We start from the raw sequence: 20,032 nt of genomic DNA on the forward strand, positions 1-20,032 counted from the left end.
CGGGGTTCCTGAGGATGGGTAGAAAGGTCGTACATATAACACAGAGCCGCCCTGTGCTCACTGTGACAGCGGAAGAGTCGGACGCTCACTCATGAACGCCTCCAGACGCGAGCGCAGCCAGCGTTCGGCTGGGTCGCTGTCGACATGGCTGAGCCAGACCATGGACAGGTCCAGCGTCGGCGTCTTGAACGGAAACGGCTCTTTGAACAGTTGGCCGGACGCAGCCATCGCCTCGGCCGTGTAATCCGGCAGGCTGGCGATCAGGTCGGTGCCAGCGAGCAACGCCGGCAATGAGCTGTATTGCGGGACGGACAGCAGGACGTGGCGTGTACGACCGATCTCCGCCAGCCATTCATCGGCATAACCACTGACGTTGGCAGTGTGGGACACCAGCACGTGCGGCCGCGCGCAATATTCATCGAGGGTCAACGGCGTGTCCGATGCGTCGGCGCGCAAAATACTGGGCTGGATGTGTCGCAACAACTTGCGCTTGGCGTTGGCCGGCAGGCCGCGGGTCTGGCTGATACCAACGGTGATATCGCCAGACGCCAGCAGGTCGGGAATGCGCCAATAGTCGACATGCTGGACCACGAACACCACCTTCGGCGCTTCCTGGCGCAAAGCGCGCAGCAACGGCGGCAACAGGCCGAACTCGACATCATCCGACAGCCCGATGCGAAACGTCATGGTGCTGCTGAGCGGATCGAAATCGTGGGTCAGGCTCAAGGCCACCGACAGCGAATCCAGCGCCGGAGACAGGTGCTGAATAATCTCCTCGGCCCGTGCCGTCGGCTCCATGCGATGGCCAACCCGAATGAACAGCGGATCATTGAACATCGTCCGCAAGCGGTTCAGCGCCGCACTGATGGTCGGCTGACCGAGGAACAGCTTCTCCGCCACCCGTGTGACGTTGCGTTCGAGCATCAAAGTCTCGAACACCACCATCAGGTTGATGTCGGCCTTGCGCAGTTCGTTGCGATTCATCCGTTGCACCCCGGTCCCAAATCTGCCGACAGTTTAGGGAGGTGTCGCAATCGGCGTCTATGCAGGCAGGCAAATGACCTGCTCCATAAAAACCCGGGACACTTATCCCCCAGACCGCCCGGTAAAAACGAAGCTGCTCTCACTGAGCAGCTTCACCGCCTGAAGCCTAGATTTCCTTGACCGGGGTCTGATCGTGAGTCCCCTTGATCAAACTGATGGCGTGCACGCAATCAGACTTGTTGACGTAAGCCTCCCCGCTGGCAATCGTTTCATGATTCCCCGCCCGCAAACGCCAGCGCCATTGGCCCTTGCCGGTCTGTGCGGTGCCACGGGTTTGCCTGTAAATCTCAAAATACATTGATCGCTCCTTGCGATGGCTGATTACGACAGGTCAGTGACCTGCGAAACCAGAGTAGATGAGGAATTTCTGAGGCAAAGTCTTTCAATGTCAGGGGATATTTCGGGGAAAAACCCTTGATTGACGAAACGATCAACAAATACGGGGAGTGGTAATTCGAACGACTCGGCGGAGCAACTTTTCCCGTGAATAGACATATCTTTCTTACGTTGTTGTGTAAGCGCCCGACCAACACACCTTGCCAGCAAGGCGAAATGATTTGAATCCAATTCGCTCCTTGTAGAGAATCGCCGTCTTTGCCTCGAAAGGATGCGCGCGATGAAGTTCGAAGGGACTTTCCAGTACATGGGCACTCACGGGATCGTCTTCAACGTCTCGCATATCACCCTCACCGACAGCGAACGCGGACGCCTGCGCGAGCTGCATTTTGGCGAGGCGAAAAGCGCCCACTATGAGGTCAACAGCAAGGTCGTCGAGGTGTACGACAAGATGCAGGCCAAGAGCCTGCCGTGCGTGATGATGATCGGCATCTCCAAGCCGCTGACCCGGCAACAGGGCGATGTCCTCAATGCCCAACGCACCAAGATCGCCAACCTGGCCGCCTCCGCCTTCGGTGGCGCTGCCGGTACTGTGGGCGGTTTAGCCGGACCTGCAGGCAGTGTCGCCGCAGGTACTGTTGTAACGGCGGGTGTGCGCTCGTACGTCAATGACGCTCTGCCCACCTACCATGCTGGCGACGTAATCGTCAGCATCCAGGCGCAAGTCAATGGTGGGATTGGCCCACAGCGCTCTTCCGAATCCCTGATCATCAAGACCTGAGTGGGGCTGCACATGTCCGAAATTACCCAGACGGTCATCGCTGTGGCGCTGGCCTTTCTACTTGATCGGCTTCTTAAGCCGTACCCGCTGCGCAAGTGGCTAGGGGTGACGCTGGTGGTGGCAGGCGCAATCGGCGGCGTTGCACTGAGCCAGACCCAGTTGCTGGGCTTTGACTTGGGATTGATGTCGGTCCTTGCCGTGCCGGTGGGCGCGGGGCTGTTCGTGACCAGGCGGCGGTTTGAGCAGATTGGCTGAAGGGATGTAGGGATGCAGGGATGTAGGGATTTATCGCGTTAACCAGCAAACTAGCTCATACGATCCTAGATGCGCCCAATCCTCTGATGCTGACCCGTTCAGCCTTATGTTTGGGCCTTCTCCTTCATCGGTGATGCAACAGCATTTCGAGCACTGCGGACAAGTCACTCAGCTTCACTCTTATTTGGTATTGGACGAGGTAGCTGAAAACGAGAAGCCGAATTACGCTTCTTGGCGTCGTAGTTGCCGATACAGACTTGAAGAGTCAGGTTTCAGGTTGCATACGAAGCCTCCCAAACTCTATCAAAGCTCAGAAAAGGCTTCGATCACCAAAACCACTGTCGATATAGCTGTCGATATTTTACTGCATTCTGATCGACTGGAGCGAGTGGTGCCCGTGAGCGGAGATGGTGATTTTGTAAGACTCGTGCAAGCTCTTCAAGATAAAGGTATTTGGGTGGACATTGCCGCACATAAGGGTGTGTCACGCGACATCGCAAAAATCTGCAACTCTCTGATCGATCCGCTCATGATCCCGGGAGTGCACTACTCGCCGGATAACACCTATCAATATATTTTTCGAGTCGTTGCCTTTGATTCACGAGAGATGCAGATCGATATCGAGTATCTGGATCGCTCACCGCAATCACTGTCACCTCATGATCCTGCCTGGGTGAGGTCGCGTATTGCAGGGACAAAAGAGATGTATATGTCTCAGCGTTTCAAACCAGGCAATATACTGGCATGGACAGGTGCCAGTGGGCTTGCCGCCTACCATGATATTGACTGAATTCCGTGGCAGCATTCGCCGGATGCTGCTATCGAAGACTGGAGACCGCAATCGATGGAAATCAATGTTTACTCAAAATAAAAAGTCATTGCCGCTTTCATGGCAATGAGCGTTGTAAATTCTTCTGCTTATATTGACTCACTATTGAGTTGCAATATTTAAGCACTTCAAGACTTCTAAATTTTGGCAAGAAGACAATGAATATCCCGATCAAAAGCATAAAGTTGCCCGAAGACTGCCCCGCTGATATCTCTCTATGGCTAGCTCATGTCAGATTCGATCTACCACCAGACAGCAGCTGTTTCTCTGAGCTCTGCGCAGATGAAAAAATGCGCCTTGCGGCTTTCCACCAAACGGCTGATGCCGCTCGCTTTGCATCGACTCGAGCGGCTTTACGAATACTGCTGTCAGAAAAGCTGGGCAAGCCTCCTGGACAAATATCGTTCACAGTGGACGCATACGGGCGGCCGAGCGTGAAAAACATACCTTGCTGCGAAGCGGAGTTCCCCTTTCTCGACTTCAATGTTTCCCACTCAGGTGAGTACGGCCTGATCGCCTTGTCAATGAAACGCCGGGTAGGTGTCGATATACAGCAGCATACTAAGCTCGATTGGCGTGAAGTCGCTGCCGTCACACTGAGCACCGACGAGTCTGCTCATATCGACCAACTAGATGCACCGAATCAATTGGCTACATTTTACGATTACTGGTCGACCAAAGAAGCTTTGCTTAAATGCGTAGGCGTTGGAATTTCGTATGGTATGAAACGTATATCAGTTCACCCGCGCTCACAGCGCAGTGTAAAGTGGTTACATCCTAACAACGGCGTAACACGCTGCTATGCGGCTGCTCCTGTCGACGCCCCGAAAAATTACGCTGCACAGCTTGCATGGTCTATTACCGACCCATGTTAACGTGGGTCGCACGAAAGTCATGGGCGCGCTGTAATGCAATGCCCATGTTCATTGAATACAATCAATCATCTCTCGCAGTCCCCTCCGATGCGTACAGCATGAACTTGGCATTCTATGCTCAGTAGTCGATTGGCTAACTTCATTAGCGCAATTTGTTGGCTATCAGTCGTCGTTGAACAGAAACGCAGGAAAGTACTGCTCCCTTCCTCTGCTTTCACTCCAGACTTTGTCAGTAGATCATAAGCTCTTCTAGCGATCGCAGTTCCAGTCTCGATAAGTTCCAATTGATCACCGAACAGATGTTTTATGTGTGGGGCCAGTAAAGCGAAGTGTGTGGAGCCGAGCACAACCGTATCGGCACCCGCCAGTATCATCGGTACCAGATATTTCTGAAGTAACGTAGAGATGTCCGGTGAGTTGATATCGCCCTGTTCGATCAGCTCGACAAGGCCGTGGCCTGCTTGGCAAATAAAACTGCAATGACCGCTATAGTTGGAAAGAAGATCCCGCAGTTTCTCGCTGCGTAGCGTTGCGGCTGTTGCCAGCACTCCAACAATACCGGTAACGGACACCAGCACTGAGGGTTTGATCCCAGGTTCAACTCCCACAATGGGAACCTTCAATTGGTCTCGCAGACTCGCAATTGCGTGTGTGGTAGCAGTATTACAAGCAACAACCAACATCTTCGCGCCCTGCTCCACGAGCCATTTGGCCAACGCCGCGCTACGCTCGCGGATAAACTCGTTTGTCTTCTCGCCATATGGTGCATAGCGCGAGTCCGCCAGATAAATTATCGATTCGTCAGGGAGCCGCCGGCGAAGTGCTTCCAGTACCGAGAGACCTCCCAAACCCGAATCGAATACGCCAATAGGTGCAGAGTTACTGATCATAATATCGAACCAATGATTGTAATTTACTCCGGGGCGCCGGCTCTGATGCAATCACTGCGTATTGTTTGAAAACCGCAAATAATACGCACCGTGAAGAGTCCAATCGGGTATACCCGACTGATTTCTCGTGCTTTGTTTCGCATCAATACTGACCGTGCCGCCGCGCCTAGAGCTGCGTCTACACGCCTGTTTGTGATTGTCCCGCTGGGTTTCCTGTCGTCGCAGGATGCGTGGTCCCTGAATCGCCACGCACCGGGTGTTGGTTTTAGCTCACTTCACCCTTTTGCGGCGTACGCGCTACCCAGCTTTCACGTGCGCCTCGTTTGTAATCGTCGAGCTCGGTCCAGTCTGTTATCCCCTGTGACTTCCAATCTACGCGCTCGTATTCAAGACCGAAGTGATCGAAAAGCATTTCGACCAGCGAGGGATTCGCCCAGCCCATCAGGCCACTTGGACGAGCCGTCGCGCCTGGCGCTTGTGCGTCTTCATACAGGAACACCAGATTACCTGTGCGGCTATGAGAACTTGGAACGATATTGGCAAGCCAACTCTGTATCCGCTTCATCAGGCCAGCGCCACGGGTTCCACCTTGTTGGGTTCGTGTCACGAACGAGTTCACGCGATAGTTTCGTAAGCGTTCGCGCAGATTCCATTGCTCCAACGCGACCCACGTGTCGAGTATGAAGGTGCCCGGAGCGATCCGACTGACTTCGCGCATAATCTCGATATGCTCAATCAAGTGGCTCAAGACGCCGAAGCAAAGGATCGTATCGAATGCGCCGGGCTCGACGCTTTTCAGGTATTCGACTAGATCCCCACAGATCACTTCATAGCTGTCGTTGCTGTGACCGCCTTGCGCCAGATTTTCCTGCGCACTTATCGTGTGATCGGCCCGCACCTCCACTCCGACGACTTTACTCGCGCCATGGGCAAGCGCGGCATGCATGAAGCGTCCGTCGTGACTCGCCAGATCGAGCACTTTTTTGCCCTTGAACGCGTCCGCGTATCGACTCAGCAGTACTTCGGATCGCCAGTTCAAACGATGCGCGTTCGCGCGGACGTTGCTCGACTCTAAGAAAATTGATTTGGAAAAATCGATGCTTCGTTCACTCAATTGACTCGACATATCTTGACTCGCACAGGATTAAATAAAGTGGCCAAAGCCCAGGTATCTGGCCGCATCTTCTCCCTTGAATGGGCAAGTATTGCGGCCAAGCTAAAGAACGCTGAATTACGCCGTCGCAGGTTCCGTTTTTTTCACGCCGCTCACTCCCAAAGGCACGTCGCCCCTGACGCAAACACGGTGCGCCAGACGCCGCCCCGAACCGTAGTCGTCCACCGCCGTATGCATCGTGCAGCGGTTGTCCCAGACCGCGACGTCGCCCTTGGACCAGTGCCAACGTACGACGAACTCCGGCCTCTGCATGTGTGCATAGAGGAAGTTGAGGAGGTGGGCACTCTCTGAGGAACTGAAGCCGACGATATGCGAGGTCATGAATGGATTGACGAACAGGCACTTGCGACCGGTTTCCGGATGCACACGAACGACGGGGTGTTCGGCGCCGAAGACGTTCGAAAAATCAATGTCGTTACGACCCTTGGTCTGAAACGCACCAGGCCGCTCCGCGTATTGTTTGCTCAACATGTCGTGGACAGCAGTCTGTCCTTCAAGAAATTGCTGCATCGAGGCAGACAAGGTCGAATAGGCCGCTTCACAGTCCGCCCACATAGTATCGCCGCCGCTCTCTGGCACTTCTTTTACACAGAGAATTCCCATGGCTGTAGGCCGTTTCGCGATACTCAGATCCGTATGCCAGATAGAAGCCCGACCACTGGCGACATCACCGTCGAAAATGGTGAGCTCCGGCGTCTCTTTAGGCTTGGCCGCGAAAGACGGGAACTCGGTTTCTACCGTACCGAACAGGCGGCCGAATGCGATTTGTGTGTGCGTCGGCAGCGCCGGCTGATCGGTGAACAGCAACACCTTGTACTTCAGCATCGCCTGTCGAACTTCTTCTATATTTGCGCTCTCTACCAGATCGCAAATGTTGCATCCACGAACTTGCGCGCCAATCGTCCCGCTCAGAGGGCGAATATCTAATGTTGCCATTTCATGCACTCCTTGTTGCCTGATTGATACTGCAATCACCAGCATCAGCGGTGGACTCGAACAGGTCCTTCGCGAAGCCGTATAACTCCATGTCGAACTGATTTCTTTCTGTGACGTAGCTCAGACACGACTCGGACAGCGTCACATCCGGACCGTAAGCACCTTCGTTTTGCCGCTCCAGTTGCGGCAAATCCCACATAAAGTCGCGCGCAAAACGATTCATCGATCGATCGAATTGCTCGGTCAGACCGAACGCGGTAAAGCGCTCAACAAGGTTGTACTTGGCCTCGTCCAGATGCCGCTGCGACACACGCTCGCGCACCGAGCCGAACCGGGCACCTGAGATCGCCCGCACCTGATAGTTGTCCAAATCGATGCTGGCATCGCTCTGCAGGAATTGCTCAAGTCCCAGGCGCCGCTGTAACAGGTAGGAGTGCAGATAGTTGCTGCGGTCTTTGAGCGCGTAAAAATAGAAGGAAATCAGTCGTTGAATCGGCTCCCTCAACAACGTCACGTGATGGATGTCACGCAGATCGCTATCGAAGCCGTAGACGAAATGGCCCCGCAACATATCGAACCCAGCTTTCTCGCTGGCGCTCAGGTTACGGAACGCATCGATCTTCTCGTTCACCACGCTGCTCTGTTCGTCGCCATAGAATTTCGCGGACTGACTTCCGCAATACAGGTCGTCAAGCATAGTGCCGAACGACGTACCTGCCGTTCGGGGGATGTGGACAAACGCGATCCGGGGATTCGCAAGGCTCATTGCGCCCCCCCAATGGAGACGCTTTCCCATAGTTCCTGCAGCGAGCTCGCTACGCGCTCAGGGCAATCACGCAGTAAGTAGTGCCCGACGCCGGGGTATTCCACGAGTCGGGTCTGGGTCCCAAGGTGGTTCCAGTCCTGGAATCGCTGTTGATAGCTTGGTACCAGTTGATCCTCTGTGCCGACCAGACACCACACTGGAATATGCAGGTTCTCCAGAGCATTGCGCCCCATGTCTGCGACCAGGTGGTTGTAGTAGCCGTCAGCCATCGAGCAGTCGTAGCGGAAGTCGTGCATGAAAAACGCTAATTCGTCTGGCTGCACCGGCAGTGTTGAGCCTACCGATCCCAGGAAATTGATGACCTCCCTGTCGGTACGCAAGTCCTTGGCGCTAATGGCGGTACGCATTAGTGCCCCACCAATGCACAATCCGCGCAAGTCAGCCGAACGTCTTTTCAGTTCGCGCGCCACGCTGATTGCCAATGCCGAGCCATTGCACTGGGCAAATACGATAATCGGCAGCATCGTTTCTTTCAGCAGACCGTCGCAAATCTCGTTCGTCAGACGTGCGACTTCATCGATCATCGCCGCCTCGTTGCCGACGTCGTTGCGCGGAAACTTCACCGCGTACAACGCCAACTTGCGAGGAAGTGCAGCCATCGCACGACCCGTTTCAATGAAGTTGACGGGACCGCCCGCCGAGTTGGCGAAACAGACGACAACGGCTTCGGCTGTCGTCAGGTCCCCGCTCATTGGCACCAGAGTGCGCTGAGCGTCGCTGCTGCGCGAGGCAAGGTGCGCGGCGAGCGTCTCTATCGTCGGAAAATTGTAGATATCCGTTACTTCAACCGGCGGGCCGTATTTCGCCGCAATACGGATCGCCTTGAACGAATCACCGCCGAGCTCGAAGAAGTCGTCGCGGATGCCTATCGCTGGATTGGCCAGCACCCCACACCAGATATCCGCAAGATGCCGTTCAACATCGGTCGTTGGTTCGACGTATTCCGAACGCGGCGCATCATCTTGGAACTGAGCGAGCAACGCCCGGCGATCCACCTTGCCGCTTTGCAGCTCAGGCAGGTGTGTTGAGAAACGGAAAACCGACGGCACCATGGACGGCGGGAGCTTGGCTTTCAGCTCATCGATAATGTGTTCGCGATCGCCCTCGTTGTGCGGCACGACATAGGCACACAAGAACGCTTCGCGTCCTTCGGGCCGGATGTCGAGCACCGCCGCCTGACGCACGGCCGCAATTTCGAGCAGATTCGATTCGACTTCTCCCAATTCGATCCGCATGCCGCGGATTTTCACCTGATTGTCTTTTCTTCCGTGATACAGCAACACGCCATCCGGACGCATCACGCCGATGTCGCCGGTGCGATACAGACGTCCCTTGTACTTATCCGGAAACGGGCTTTCCACAAACGCTTTGGCTGTCGCCCCTGCCATCCCTACGTAACCGCGTCCAATGCCGACACCGCTGACGACGATTTCTCCTTTCACCCCGAACGGCACGGGTCGCAACTCGTCATCGACGACATAGATGTCAAAGTTGGCGAGTGCCCGGCCTACCGGAACTGGATTGACGATGACGTCATCGGCTGTCATCACGTGGTGTGTGATGTCGTCCGATGCTTCGGTCGGACCATATGCATTGACCGCTTTACTGGTCGGAAACAGCTTGAACCAGCGTCTGAGAAGCGATGCATCCACCGCTTCACCAGTGACCAACAGGAACTGCAGGTCTAACGCGGGTCGTTGTAGCGGCCGCTCCTCCAAGAACTCGATCAGCACCAGCAAGTACGTTGGCACGACTTCCAGCACCGTGATCTGGTCCTGCACAAGACGGCCGATAAAGCCGGCAATGTCGTTGACAACGCGCTCGTCATACACAAACGTTGTGCCACCCTGGGTCAATGCAATAAACATCTGCCAGACCGACACATCGAAACTCATCGAGGCATTCTGCACAACGCGACTCGCGTCGTTCATCTCCAGATCGATTGCCTTGTTCGCAATATTGTTCAGCATGCCGATGTGCTCGACCATCGCGCCTTTCGGTTTGCCGGTCGATCCGGAAGTGAATAGCACGTAACTCAGATCATGGGCGGAAACATGGATATCCGGGTTTTCGTCGCATGCTTGTGCTCCCTCTATCAGATCGCCGTAGGTCGCTGTGCGAACGTCGGTCATCGGTGCCGCGAATGCTGCGACATCCGTGTCCTCGATTAGCAGCGTCGCCTCCGCAATCTGCAACATCTCGCGCACACGCTGCTCCGGTAGTACCGGGTCGATAGGAATGTACGCCGCACCGACCTTCCAAATGGCCAGGATCGTGACGATAAGTCTGTCGCTTCGCGGGATGCGCACGCCAATCAATGCGTCCGTGCCCAGGTTCGGGAAAGACGACAGAAGGCTGTTCGCCAGACGATTCGCTGCACAGTTGAGATCGTCGTAGCTGTAGCTATACTCGTTGAAAACCAGCGCCTGCTTGCTCGGTGTGGCGGCCGCATGATCCTCGACAAGATGCGGGACGAGGAGCCTGCCCAACCGAAGATCGCCCTGTCGCAACGTACGGCTGACTTCCACGCCATCAGTTTCGATATCGTAGGCAGCCAAGGCCGTATCGCCACGACCAAGGGCTGTGCCTACCGGCTCGTCAAGACGATTGGGTATGTTGAGGAGAGCCGTTTCAAACTTATCAGCCATAGTGTGAACATCCTTGATGTGGAATCGCGAAGAGTTGAAAGCTATTTCCAGTCCGAGGCGTGTCCCCGGCTTGGCCGACACCGTGAGGCCGTAATGGGTCTCTTCGGCGTAGCCGTAATCAGTCAGGCCGAGCAGCTCGTTCGAGTCGAGCGACACTTCGGGGTAGTTCTCGACGATCAATACGCTGTCGAACAACGATTGACCGTTTCGAATTGCGCTTTCGCGCTGGATCTGGAGCAGATCGAGGCTGGCATGTTCTTCGCGCTCGATATGAGCGTCGTGAACGCTGCGCAACCAGTCCCGAAGACTCAGGTTAGGGTCGATCGTCAGTCGTGCAGGAACTGTATTGATCAATGGCCCAACGATGGTTTCGACGCCGAGTAGATCAATCGAGCGGCCGGAGACTGTGACGCCGAACACCACGTCTTGTTCGCCGCTGTACTGGCGGAGCAATAGCGCCCATGCGGCCTGAAGCATTGCCGATACCGTGATATGGCAAGCACGGGCAGTGTCAACGAGTCGGCGTGTGTCTTGCTCGTTGAGCTCACGACGCAGTACTGGCGACTCGCCGGCAGGGGATTCAAGCTCGTGCTGTTCAATGCCGAGCGTGGTCCGGCTTGCCAGATTACCCAGCACACCGCGCCAATAGCGTCTGTCTTCGTCCTGCGATCGGCGCTGTCGCCATTCGATGAAGTGGCCGAACGATTGCGCAGCCTGCAGTGTTGGTGCACACCCCGCATGAAGTGACTCGTACGCAGTAAAAACTTCTGCCCAGATCAGTGAAACGCTCCAGCCGTCGAGAATGCCGTGGTGATAGGTCCAGACGAACCGATATCCCTGCGCGCCGCGATCAACGAGCGTCAGGCGGATATGTGAAGCGCATGCGAAATCGAACGGCGTAGACTTATCCGCAGCCAGTATCGCGTCGAACGCAACGACCTGCTGCTGCACATCGAGCTGACGATGATCGACCTCACGCCATGGGCATTCGACATGCGATAGCACCGCCTGCAATGGTTGCTCACGGTCGAACCCGACAAATGCGGTGCGCAACACTGGATGACGATCAATGACCAGCTGCCAGGCTGCCTTGAACAGCTTCGGCTCAAAGGAACCTGCGAAGCTCATAAACACCTGGTTTGTGTAAGCGCTGGCGTGATCGGGCATCAGACTGTGAAACACCATGCCCACCTGCATACCAGTGACCGGGTAGAGGTTTTCGAGCGCTGGGTAACACTCGCGCCAAGCACAAATTTCGTCCGCCGTGACAGATGCAAGGGGAAAGTCGGCCGGCGTCGGACGCCAGCGCGTCGGTAATGTCTTGCAATGGGCCGCTATCTCACACAGTGCATTGACAAACAGCGATGCGAAGGTCTGTATGGTCTGTTGTTCGTATTCTTCGCTCGAGTAATCGATTTCGAACGCCAAGCAGCCATCCTTGACTTCACCGTTCATGCCGAGTCTGTGCTCACGACGGCGTTGCTCACCGATATCATCGCTCGCCACGACATTCAGCACCGAAATGCCAGCCGTTTCGTCGCCGTGGGTATCGATCTGACCGAAGTAGTTAAAGACGATCTCGGCCGGGCTAGCCTCTTCCGCCTCTACCAACGAAGGGTCAGCCACCACGTGTCGCAAGATGCCGTAGCCGAAACCGTGATGGGGTATCGCCCGATACTGCTCTTTGACAGACATGACCGCCGCGGCAACCTGCTCATCCGGCGACCCGTTTCTGCTCGTAAGCGCATTGTTCAGCATCAACACGAGCGGGTAATAGCTGGTGAACCAGCCCACGGTCTGGCTGACGTCAAGCTCATCCGGAGCACCAGCGTATTGACTCAGGGCATAGGTTTCTCGTCCGTGCCCCTCCAGCGCGATCCGTATCGCTTCATGGCCCGTCCAGCGGTATACCGCAAGCAACAGTGCAGTGAGCATCAGTTCATTGATGTGCGTCTGATAGGCATGATGACTCTCGGTCAGCAGCATCGCGGTTGTCTGCGCGCTCAAACAGGCTACTTCGATCCGTCTAAAGCGGCGCGTGCTGTCGCTCGCCACGCCGTGATCGATAGGTAGCTGCGGCACCGGCTGAGCCAGCGTTTTCAGCCAGTAGTCACGCTCGGCAAGTAGCGCGGGGGCATTGCGCTGCGCCACGATCTCGTTTGCCCACGCCTGGTATGAGTCGGTTTTGTCGTGCAGCGAAATGCTTTCAGTGACTTGCCATTGCGAATAAGCATGACGCAGATCCTCGAGGAGGATGCGCCATGACACACCGTCGACCACAGTGTGATGGCAAATCAGCAACAGACGGGAAGTGCATTGCCCGCCGCGCGTGGCCAGCGCCGCCTTGAATAGCGGCCCGTCTGACAAGTTGATGCAATCACGAGCCTCGCTAAAGAATGTATCGATGTTCTGCGATGAGTTGCCCGAGTGCGCGAAGTTGCGCGTTTCGAGCGAAGCATGTACCTGCAACTCGTCCATCGGAACGAATTCACCGCTCCATTCCCCCTCCCTCGTCTGCAACCGCATGCGCAAAGCATCGTGACGCAGGAACAGCGCGCTTAACCACACCTTGAGGAATGCACAGTCGAGGTCCACCGGAACATCCAGCAGTCGCGATTGGTGATAGTGATTGATCTGCTCCGCGTCGAGCGCAAAGAAGCGCCGGTGGATCGGCAACAATGGCATCGTCTTGACGCTCGCCTGTTGCGAAGGCTTTCTGACCGAGCCGCGAACGTTCGCCGCTAGCCGCTCGATGGTCTGGTGCTGGAACACATCTCGTGCGGACAGTTTCATTCCCTGCTGCCGTGCCCGGGATGCGACCTGAATCGATAAAATCGAATCACCTCCTGCCGCGAAGAAATTGTCGGTGACACCAATCTCTGGCACCCGCAGCACCGATTTCCAGATTTCACACAGCAGGCTTTCAATCTCATTGCGTGCGGCGACCGAAGCACTGTGCTCGGGCCGTACCTCGCCACTGATCGTTTCAAGTTCCTTGCGGTTGAGCTTTCCGGTGATACCTTTCGGTAGGCTGACGGTGAACACAAACGATGCGGGTACCATATATTCTGGCAAGCGCAGTTTGATCGCCTCCGTCAGCGTCTGTGCCAACAGGGTCGATGCGTGCGAAGCCGTAAGCACCTCACCCTCCATGTGGCCGGACGGCACGACATAAGCGACCAATCTAGTTGGTCCGCCCTCCGCGCTTTGAGCGAGAACGGCGGCTTCACTGACGAGTGGGTGTGCATTCAAAACGCTGGCGATTTCGTCGAGTTCAATTCGATAACCGCGGATCTTGATCTGTTGATCATCACGGCCGAGATATTCGATTTCCCCACTGCGTAGCCAGCGCGCGAGGTCCCCGGTTTTGTATAACGTGCCATTCCTGGCGAACGGATCGGGCAGAAAGCGTTCTTCGCACAGATCTGGGCGATTCAAATACCCGGCGGCGATGCCGCTACCGGCAAGGTAGAGATCGCCCGGCACGCCGATAGGCGCGGGCTGCATATGCTCGTCCAGGACATACGTCCGTACGTTGGCAAACGGTCTGCCAATCGGAATCTTTGTGCCAGGTACCGGAGACGCGTAGGAGTGGCCTGTCGCAAAGACCGTTGCCTCGGTCGGTCCGTACAAGTTCTCAATCGCTGCTGGGCGAAGCCCCGATAACGCATCGTTGGCAAGATCCTTCGGCAACTCCTCACCAGCAACGAACACGTACTTCAGGCAGTGGTTGTTCTGGAAGCGTTCGCTGGCCGACACCTCGGTAACAAACGGACGCAGCATTGATGGCGTGAAGTTCACGTGAGTAACAGCGTGCTGGATCATCTCATCGGCGATCAGGTCGGGCGAGCCTTCGAACTGGGGCGGCAAGATAACCAGAGAGCCCTCGCCGACGAACCAGCCGAACAATTCGGGCACAGATACATCGAAGGCATAGTTGGTTTTCAGCAGATAGCGATCTTCACTTTCCAGCGGATAACGCGCCTGCATTGCGTTAAGCAGATGCGTCACGTTGGCATGAGTGACGACCACTCCTTTCGGCGCCCCCGTAGACCCGGACGTGTACATCACGTAGGCGACAGATTCCGGGGTGGTTTCGGGGGCGAGATGCTCTGTGTGCTGCTCATCTACGACCGGCATCGATTCATCGATGCACAGGACTTTGATCGGCTGCGCCGCGAACTTTTCTTCTCTGATTGTGACCACTGTCAGGACAAACGCTGCTGCACTGTCAGCCAGCATGAAGTCGATGCGTTCCGATGGCAGGCGCGTATCGATTGGGACATAGGCAGCACCAGCTTTGAGCACCGCCAGAATTGCCACCAGCATTTCCACTGAACGGTCCAAGCAGATTGCGATCCTGACGTCGCGTCCCTGGATAATGCGGCGTAGTCGTCCGGCTAGTTCGTCGACTCGCCGATTGAGTTCGCAGTACGTCAGCGATTGATTACCGAAGCGGACAGCGATGGCATCAGGTCGCTCCTTGGCCCGCGCTTCGAATAGCTGATGGATGCAGGCAGGAGTCGCTTGCGAAAGCTCCGTGGCGTTCCATACGTTGACGACTTTTTCGAGTTCGCCCTTGGGAACACATGACAGCCGGGACACTAGGGCCTTGGGCGTTGCCACGACTTGCTGCAGCAGGACCTCGTATTGCGCCAACATTCCCTCGATCGTGGTGACATCGAAGAGTGACGTAGCGTATTCGATCGAGCAGACGAGACCGTCGCGCGTATTGGCAATTTCCAGACTCAGATCGTATTTTGCGACGCCGATGTCATGGGTAACCAGACGAAACTCCGTGGGTTCAGTACCCTCTTCGTCCAGCAGTTCGTTGTGAAACTCCAACATCACCTGAAACAACGGGGAATGACTCAGACTGCGTTCCTGGCTCGCCAATTCGACGACCTGACGCAGCGGTAGATCCTTGTGTTCGTAGGCTCCGAGAGTAACGTGCACGACGCGCTGCAACAGTTCGTCGAAACGTTCGGTTGGCACCACCTGCCCACGAATGACCACAGTGTTGACGAAATAGCCGACCGTCGATTCGAACCCGTCACCATCCCGCGTCGCCATCGGCGTGCCTATGGCGAATTCTGTCTGCCGACTATAACGCCACAGCAGCAGTTGCCAAGCGGCCATCAATGTCATGAATAGCGACGCACCCCATTTACCGCCGACGGCCGCAACCTGTTCAGCCAGCTCCGACGACAGAACTTTGGTGAATTTGGCGCCATCGGAGTTGCGCACACGTGGACGCAGGAAATCGGTTGGCAGATCGATGACCTGCGGCAGCGCAGCAAGCTGCGTGGACCAGTAGTGGCGCAACTGCGCCAGCCGCGTCGGGGTCAAGCGCGCGTTATGCCAGCGCGCGAACGCTCCCGGTTCTGCACTTGTTGACGCAAGTTTCAGCGCAAGCCCACTGTCGAGTGAGTTGTACACAGTCTCGATCTCACGTGACACGACGACACGTGACCAAGCATCGAATACAGCGTGATGAACCACAAACTGCACGATGAAGTCGTCAGTGTTCATACGATACAGGCACGCCCGTATTAGAGGACCGCTGGCGAGATCAAAGCTTTTCCGGGCGAAAGCAGCGAGCCTCGCATGAAGCTGTTCCTCGCGCGATGCGCCACCGAGTGCGTCGTCCAGCGATACCACCGACCACTCAAATGTCGCATCGGTGGCCACCACCTGCCTTAAACCCCGCTGATCACGTTCAAGGGTTGTTCGAAGCGCCGCATGGCGTCTGACGACTTGAGAGATTGCTTGATGCATGACGTCGGCATGCAGTGGCTTGTCGGAACGCAGAGCAGTCGACAGGTTGTAGGCCATCGAACTTCCTTCAATCTGATCCACCAGCCACAGATCTTCCTGCGCCAATGATGCTGCTACGTTGCTCTCATGATCGTCGACATAGGCATCGTGCCCGCTCTGCGTAGGTTGCTGGCTATCCTCGGCGGCCGTATTCGTCGAAGGGACTGTGCTTTGCCCGTTTTTACGCACAATCAGATCGGCCAGTTCTTTGATGGTTGCGCAACCCAGCACATCCAGCGGCGTGATGACGACCTGGCTGAAACGTCGAGTTTCCCGTACCAGCTCCTGCAGCGGCAAGTCGTCGCCCCAATGTTCGGTCAATGCTTCGTCAATGCCAATGTTGCCTAAATCCAGGGCCTCCGAGAGATGCTCGCGCAACTTCTCCGCAAGCGTTTCCCCGTAAGTGCCGACCACTTGACTCATCATTGTTCCCTCAAAATTCGTCTTTCGTTAGGGTTCGCGCGAAGCGACATTCAGGGTGTTGCGATTGCTTTGACCAATAGGCACACAGATTCGGATCACACGGGCAGAGCTTCCCGTTGAAGGCTTTTCAACACGTCCGCCAGGCGCTCCACATAGCCTCGCAATTCAGGCACTGCCGTGGCTTCCCAATCGCGTGCCTGAAGGAATGGTCCGACGTAATGCAGCCAGCGCGACGCAACTCCTTTGCAATCTATTAGCGCCCCAAGGTGGTCGACCTCAAGGCCGATACCAAGTACGTCAGATACCAACAGTCCATCGGCGCGTAGGGACGAGAGCAGTGGGTCCGCCAAATGGCGAAGATCGGGGGTCGTGCAATTAATCACGGCGGCAACATCGAGTCGCTCCTCGGTCTGGGCGCTACGGCGACGCAGACAAACGCCGACGCCATCGGCTTTAGGGGCGTAACCGACGACACGTGCGGCCAGCAGCGTGAGCCCGCCGCGCTCGATCTCTGCCTGCAGACGTGCACCCGGTTGTGGTGCGCAACGGTGACGGTGGACATCCCAGTAAGGACGCACATGACGCAAGAAACGTTGGCGCTCATTTGTCGGCAGTGCGTGCCACAGTTGCGCAGTCGCCGATCGCAGCCCGCCGATCACGTCCCGCCAGTCACCGCCGGCACGGGTGTGCTGCTCGAGCGAGTCACGCACTGCTCGCACATAGTGGCGCACGCTGCAATCGGTGAGCATGCGGTGAGGCAGTCGCTCGTCATAGGTGGGTTGCGCATTCAGTTCACGATGCGGCTGAGGGATCAGGCCGCGACGAGAAATAGCCTGGATCGGCCCCCGATGGCCGCGATCACGCAGATCAAGCACCACATCCACCATTGTCAGTCCGCTGCCGATGAGCAGAACGGGGTCGTCAGCACCGATATTGCGTAATGCGCCTGGACGCCAAGGGTCATGCACATAGCGCGGTTCTTCGTAAAATGATCGTTGTTCGGGCGCTATCGATGGCTCTTGGCGGGCGTAGTAACCGATGCTCAAGACAATGCGGTCGGCATCGAAGCGCTCTCCGTTCTTCATCAAGAGGCGAGCTCCCTCGCCATCTTTACGAGGTACCACCTGTACTACTTCACCGATGACGCTGTGCAGTTCACAGCCCGGCGGCGCCTTTTCGGCCGCATCATTGAGCAATGCCTCGAGGCAATCACCATAGAGACGGCGCCCCACGAAAGACCCCGGTACAATACTGGGGTCGCAACGCCTGGCATATTCATGAAAGCTGTCCTCTTCACCTGCCAGCGCACTCATTCTGCCGGCCGGCACATTGAGCACATGCGCGGCGGTACGGGTGCCATAGGCAACACCCCGGGCCATCGTGCCTGACCTGTTGATCAAAAGAATTCTCAGCGGTGTGACCGGTGGGCGGCGCAGTAGATGTACCGCCAGCGTCGAACCGCAGAAACCGGCACCGATAATCGCAATGGTCTTGGTCTTCATTCCCGCTTCCAATTCGATGTAACGTTTTGTTTCATCAGACTATGAGTGGTGTTTACGCCGAGGCGACCGAATCACCATGCGACCTGTCGATGTGAGCACCCAGGCAGTAACCCGATTTGCGTCAATTGCGTTGCACAGTCGAACCGTCGTTCCATCCGCCACCCAGCGCCTTGGCGAGGAAAACCAGGGAGCCTGCCTGACGACCATTAATGCGTGCTCGCTGTCGCTCACTGTTGAGCAGCAGCTGCTGTGCGGTGATCACGTCGAGGTAGTCGACCAGTCCGTCGCGATAGCGATACGTCGACAAATTCACCAACTGCTGCGCATCGTCGACCGAGGCATTCACATCATTCAGCGCAGCGTCGAGCACCGCGAGATTGCTGACCGCGTCCTGGACTTCCTGAAAGGCTGTCAGCACGGTTGCGCGATAGCGCGCGTTCGCCGCGACATAGCCCGCCTGCGCATAGGCGACCCCCGCCGCATTACGCCCGCCATCGAACAGCGTCTGGCTAATCGAAGTCCCCAGTGACCAGATCATGCTGGGGGCGTTTGTCAGCGTCGCGAACCGGGTACTTTGCCAACCCACCTCAGGCGACAACGTAAGGCTTGGAAAGTAGGCCGCGCGGGCGACGCCGGTTCTGGCATTCGCCGCCGCCATTGCACGCTCTGCGGATGCAACGTCCGGACGACGCAGCAACAACTCGCTTGGCATACCAATCGGTAATACAGGCAACTTGAGCGGATCAACTTTTGGCGCAAGCGAAAATTGCGGTGCCGGTACGCCGATCATTGCGGCAATCGCATGTTCGTATTGTGATCGTCGCGTCAAAAGCAGTCGCGCTTGGGTACGGGTCGTATCGAGTTGTGCGCGCTGCTGCAACACACTCAGTTCAGAAACCTGTCCGAAACTGTTTTGCGCACTAACGAAGTCAAGCGCCTTCTGCTGCCAGGCGATCGAACGCGTCAGTACATCACGCTCGGCATCAACCTCTCTGAGGGCGAAATAGGTAGCCGCAAGTTGCGCGGTGATCACCAATCGCGCATTCGATAGATCGTTGGCCTGCTGCTGCATATCGGCTTTCGCCGATTCGACCTCACGCCGTATGCGGCCGAACAGATCGAGTTCATAGCTGGCCGAAAAAGCCGCGATTACATTGTTCTGCACAGTTGATTTGTTAGGCGAATCGTAGTCGGTCAACGGCCGGTTCGCGGAAATCCGGCGACGGTCCAGTTCGGCCGACAATCCAATTTGCGGTAGTTGCTCGGACGAAACCGATGACAGCGTTGCGCGTGACTGGTCGTAATGCGCAACCGCTTCGCGCAACGTCTGGTTGTTCTCCAGCGCTGTTCGCTCCAGCGTGTCGAGTTCATCGATACCGAACACCGTCCACCAGTCCTCATTGAGCGGCTGAGGCGCGACGGGATGCCAGTACGAGTATTCTGGATCGATCTTCCACGTCGTCGGTGTTTCGACCTCTGGCCGACGATAGTTCGGTCCAACGGTACAGGCGGTCAGCAAGCCCGATATCAGCGCGCAGCCCATCCCCAGCCAAACGCGAGTTCCATACCCGCACTTGAGTGTTCGATCAATCGTGTTGCTGCTAGTCATTCCACATATCCTTGTGCATCGGCCGCGACGATCCCGAAGGCAGGTCTCGTGTGGCTTCTTTTAGTCAGCGTGTTGCTATCTTTCAGG

The 20,032-nt window shown here is 56.4% G+C and carries 13 protein-coding genes; 4 read left to right on the top strand and 9 right to left on the bottom strand.

Features of this window, described 5'->3' with window-relative positions:
- Window positions 1-57 precede the first annotated feature (57 nt).
- Both LOY38_RS22425 and LOY38_RS22430 read right to left on the bottom strand, forming a co-directional pair.
- On the bottom strand, window positions 58-984 hold the full coding sequence (locus LOY38_RS22425) for a LysR substrate-binding domain-containing protein (protein ID WP_258697103.1): 927 nt from the start codon (window positions 982-984) through the stop codon (window positions 58-60).
- A 166-nt stretch (window positions 985-1,150) separates the two neighbouring features.
- A complete protein-coding gene (locus tag LOY38_RS22430; RefSeq protein ID WP_074874292.1) occupies window positions 1,151-1,342 on the bottom strand; it encodes a DUF1508 domain-containing protein in 192 nt (63 codons plus the stop codon).
- Between the two features lie 318 nt (window positions 1,343-1,660).
- Between LOY38_RS22430 and LOY38_RS22435 the strand changes: the two genes are divergently transcribed.
- From LOY38_RS22435 to LOY38_RS22450, 4 genes are all read left to right on the top strand, one after another.
- The gene (locus LOY38_RS22435) at window positions 1,661-2,161 is read left to right on the top strand and encodes a hypothetical protein (RefSeq protein WP_258697104.1); all 501 of its coding nucleotides are present in this window, start codon (window positions 1,661-1,663) and stop codon (window positions 2,159-2,161) included.
- A gap of 12 nt (window positions 2,162-2,173) precedes the next feature.
- On the top strand, window positions 2,174-2,416 hold the full coding sequence (locus LOY38_RS22440; RefSeq protein ID WP_258697105.1) for a hypothetical protein: 243 nt from the start codon (window positions 2,174-2,176) through the stop codon (window positions 2,414-2,416).
- 106 nt (window positions 2,417-2,522) lie between these two features.
- Window positions 2,523-3,206, top strand: coding sequence for an NYN domain-containing protein (locus LOY38_RS22445; RefSeq protein ID WP_258697106.1), 684 nt, complete (start codon window positions 2,523-2,525; stop codon window positions 3,204-3,206).
- A 197-nt stretch (window positions 3,207-3,403) separates the two neighbouring features.
- On the top strand, window positions 3,404-4,120 hold the full coding sequence (locus tag LOY38_RS22450) for a 4'-phosphopantetheinyl transferase superfamily protein (protein WP_258697107.1): 717 nt from the start codon (window positions 3,404-3,406) through the stop codon (window positions 4,118-4,120).
- Window positions 4,121-4,185: 65 nt separating this feature from the next.
- Here the strand turns inward: LOY38_RS22450 and murI are convergent, their stop codons facing one another.
- From murI to LOY38_RS22485, 7 genes are all read right to left on the bottom strand, one after another.
- Window positions 4,186-5,010 (bottom strand): glutamate racemase, encoded by an 825-nt coding sequence (murI, locus tag LOY38_RS22455; RefSeq protein WP_258697108.1) that lies wholly within the window; start codon window positions 5,008-5,010, stop codon window positions 4,186-4,188.
- Window positions 5,011-5,275: 265 nt separating this feature from the next.
- Window positions 5,276-6,136: a bifunctional 2-polyprenyl-6-hydroxyphenol methylase/3-demethylubiquinol 3-O-methyltransferase UbiG gene (locus LOY38_RS22460; RefSeq protein WP_258697109.1), complete on the bottom strand. Its 861-nt coding sequence runs from the start codon at window positions 6,134-6,136 to the stop codon at window positions 5,276-5,278.
- Window positions 6,137-6,241: 105 nt separating this feature from the next.
- On the bottom strand, window positions 6,242-7,120 hold the full coding sequence (locus tag LOY38_RS22465) for a TauD/TfdA family dioxygenase (RefSeq protein ID WP_258697110.1): 879 nt from the start codon (window positions 7,118-7,120) through the stop codon (window positions 6,242-6,244).
- A gap of 1 nt (window position 7,121) precedes the next feature.
- Window positions 7,122-7,886 carry a sulfotransferase family protein gene (locus tag LOY38_RS22470; RefSeq protein ID WP_258697111.1) on the bottom strand — a complete coding sequence of 255 codons (765 nt, stop codon included), beginning with the start codon at window positions 7,884-7,886 and terminating at the stop codon, window positions 7,122-7,124.
- Complete coding sequence (locus LOY38_RS22475; RefSeq protein WP_258697112.1) at window positions 7,883-16,834, bottom strand: non-ribosomal peptide synthetase; 8,952 nt, start codon at window positions 16,832-16,834, stop codon at window positions 7,883-7,885. Before LOY38_RS22475 ends, LOY38_RS22470 begins: the two co-directional genes overlap by 4 nt.
- Window positions 16,835-16,929: 95 nt before the next feature.
- Window positions 16,930-18,336 carry an FAD/NAD(P)-binding protein gene (locus tag LOY38_RS22480; protein WP_258697113.1) on the bottom strand — a complete coding sequence of 469 codons (1,407 nt, stop codon included), beginning with the start codon at window positions 18,334-18,336 and terminating at the stop codon, window positions 16,930-16,932.
- Window positions 18,337-18,457: 121 nt separating this feature from the next.
- Window positions 18,458-19,945 (bottom strand): efflux transporter outer membrane subunit, encoded by a 1,488-nt coding sequence (locus tag LOY38_RS22485; protein WP_258697114.1) that lies wholly within the window; start codon window positions 19,943-19,945, stop codon window positions 18,458-18,460.
- Window positions 19,946-20,032 lie beyond the last annotated feature (87 nt).

The sequence above is a fragment of the Pseudomonas sp. B21-015 genome, from assembly GCF_024749285.1.
Lineage (GTDB): Bacteria > Pseudomonadota > Gammaproteobacteria > Pseudomonadales > Pseudomonadaceae > Aquipseudomonas.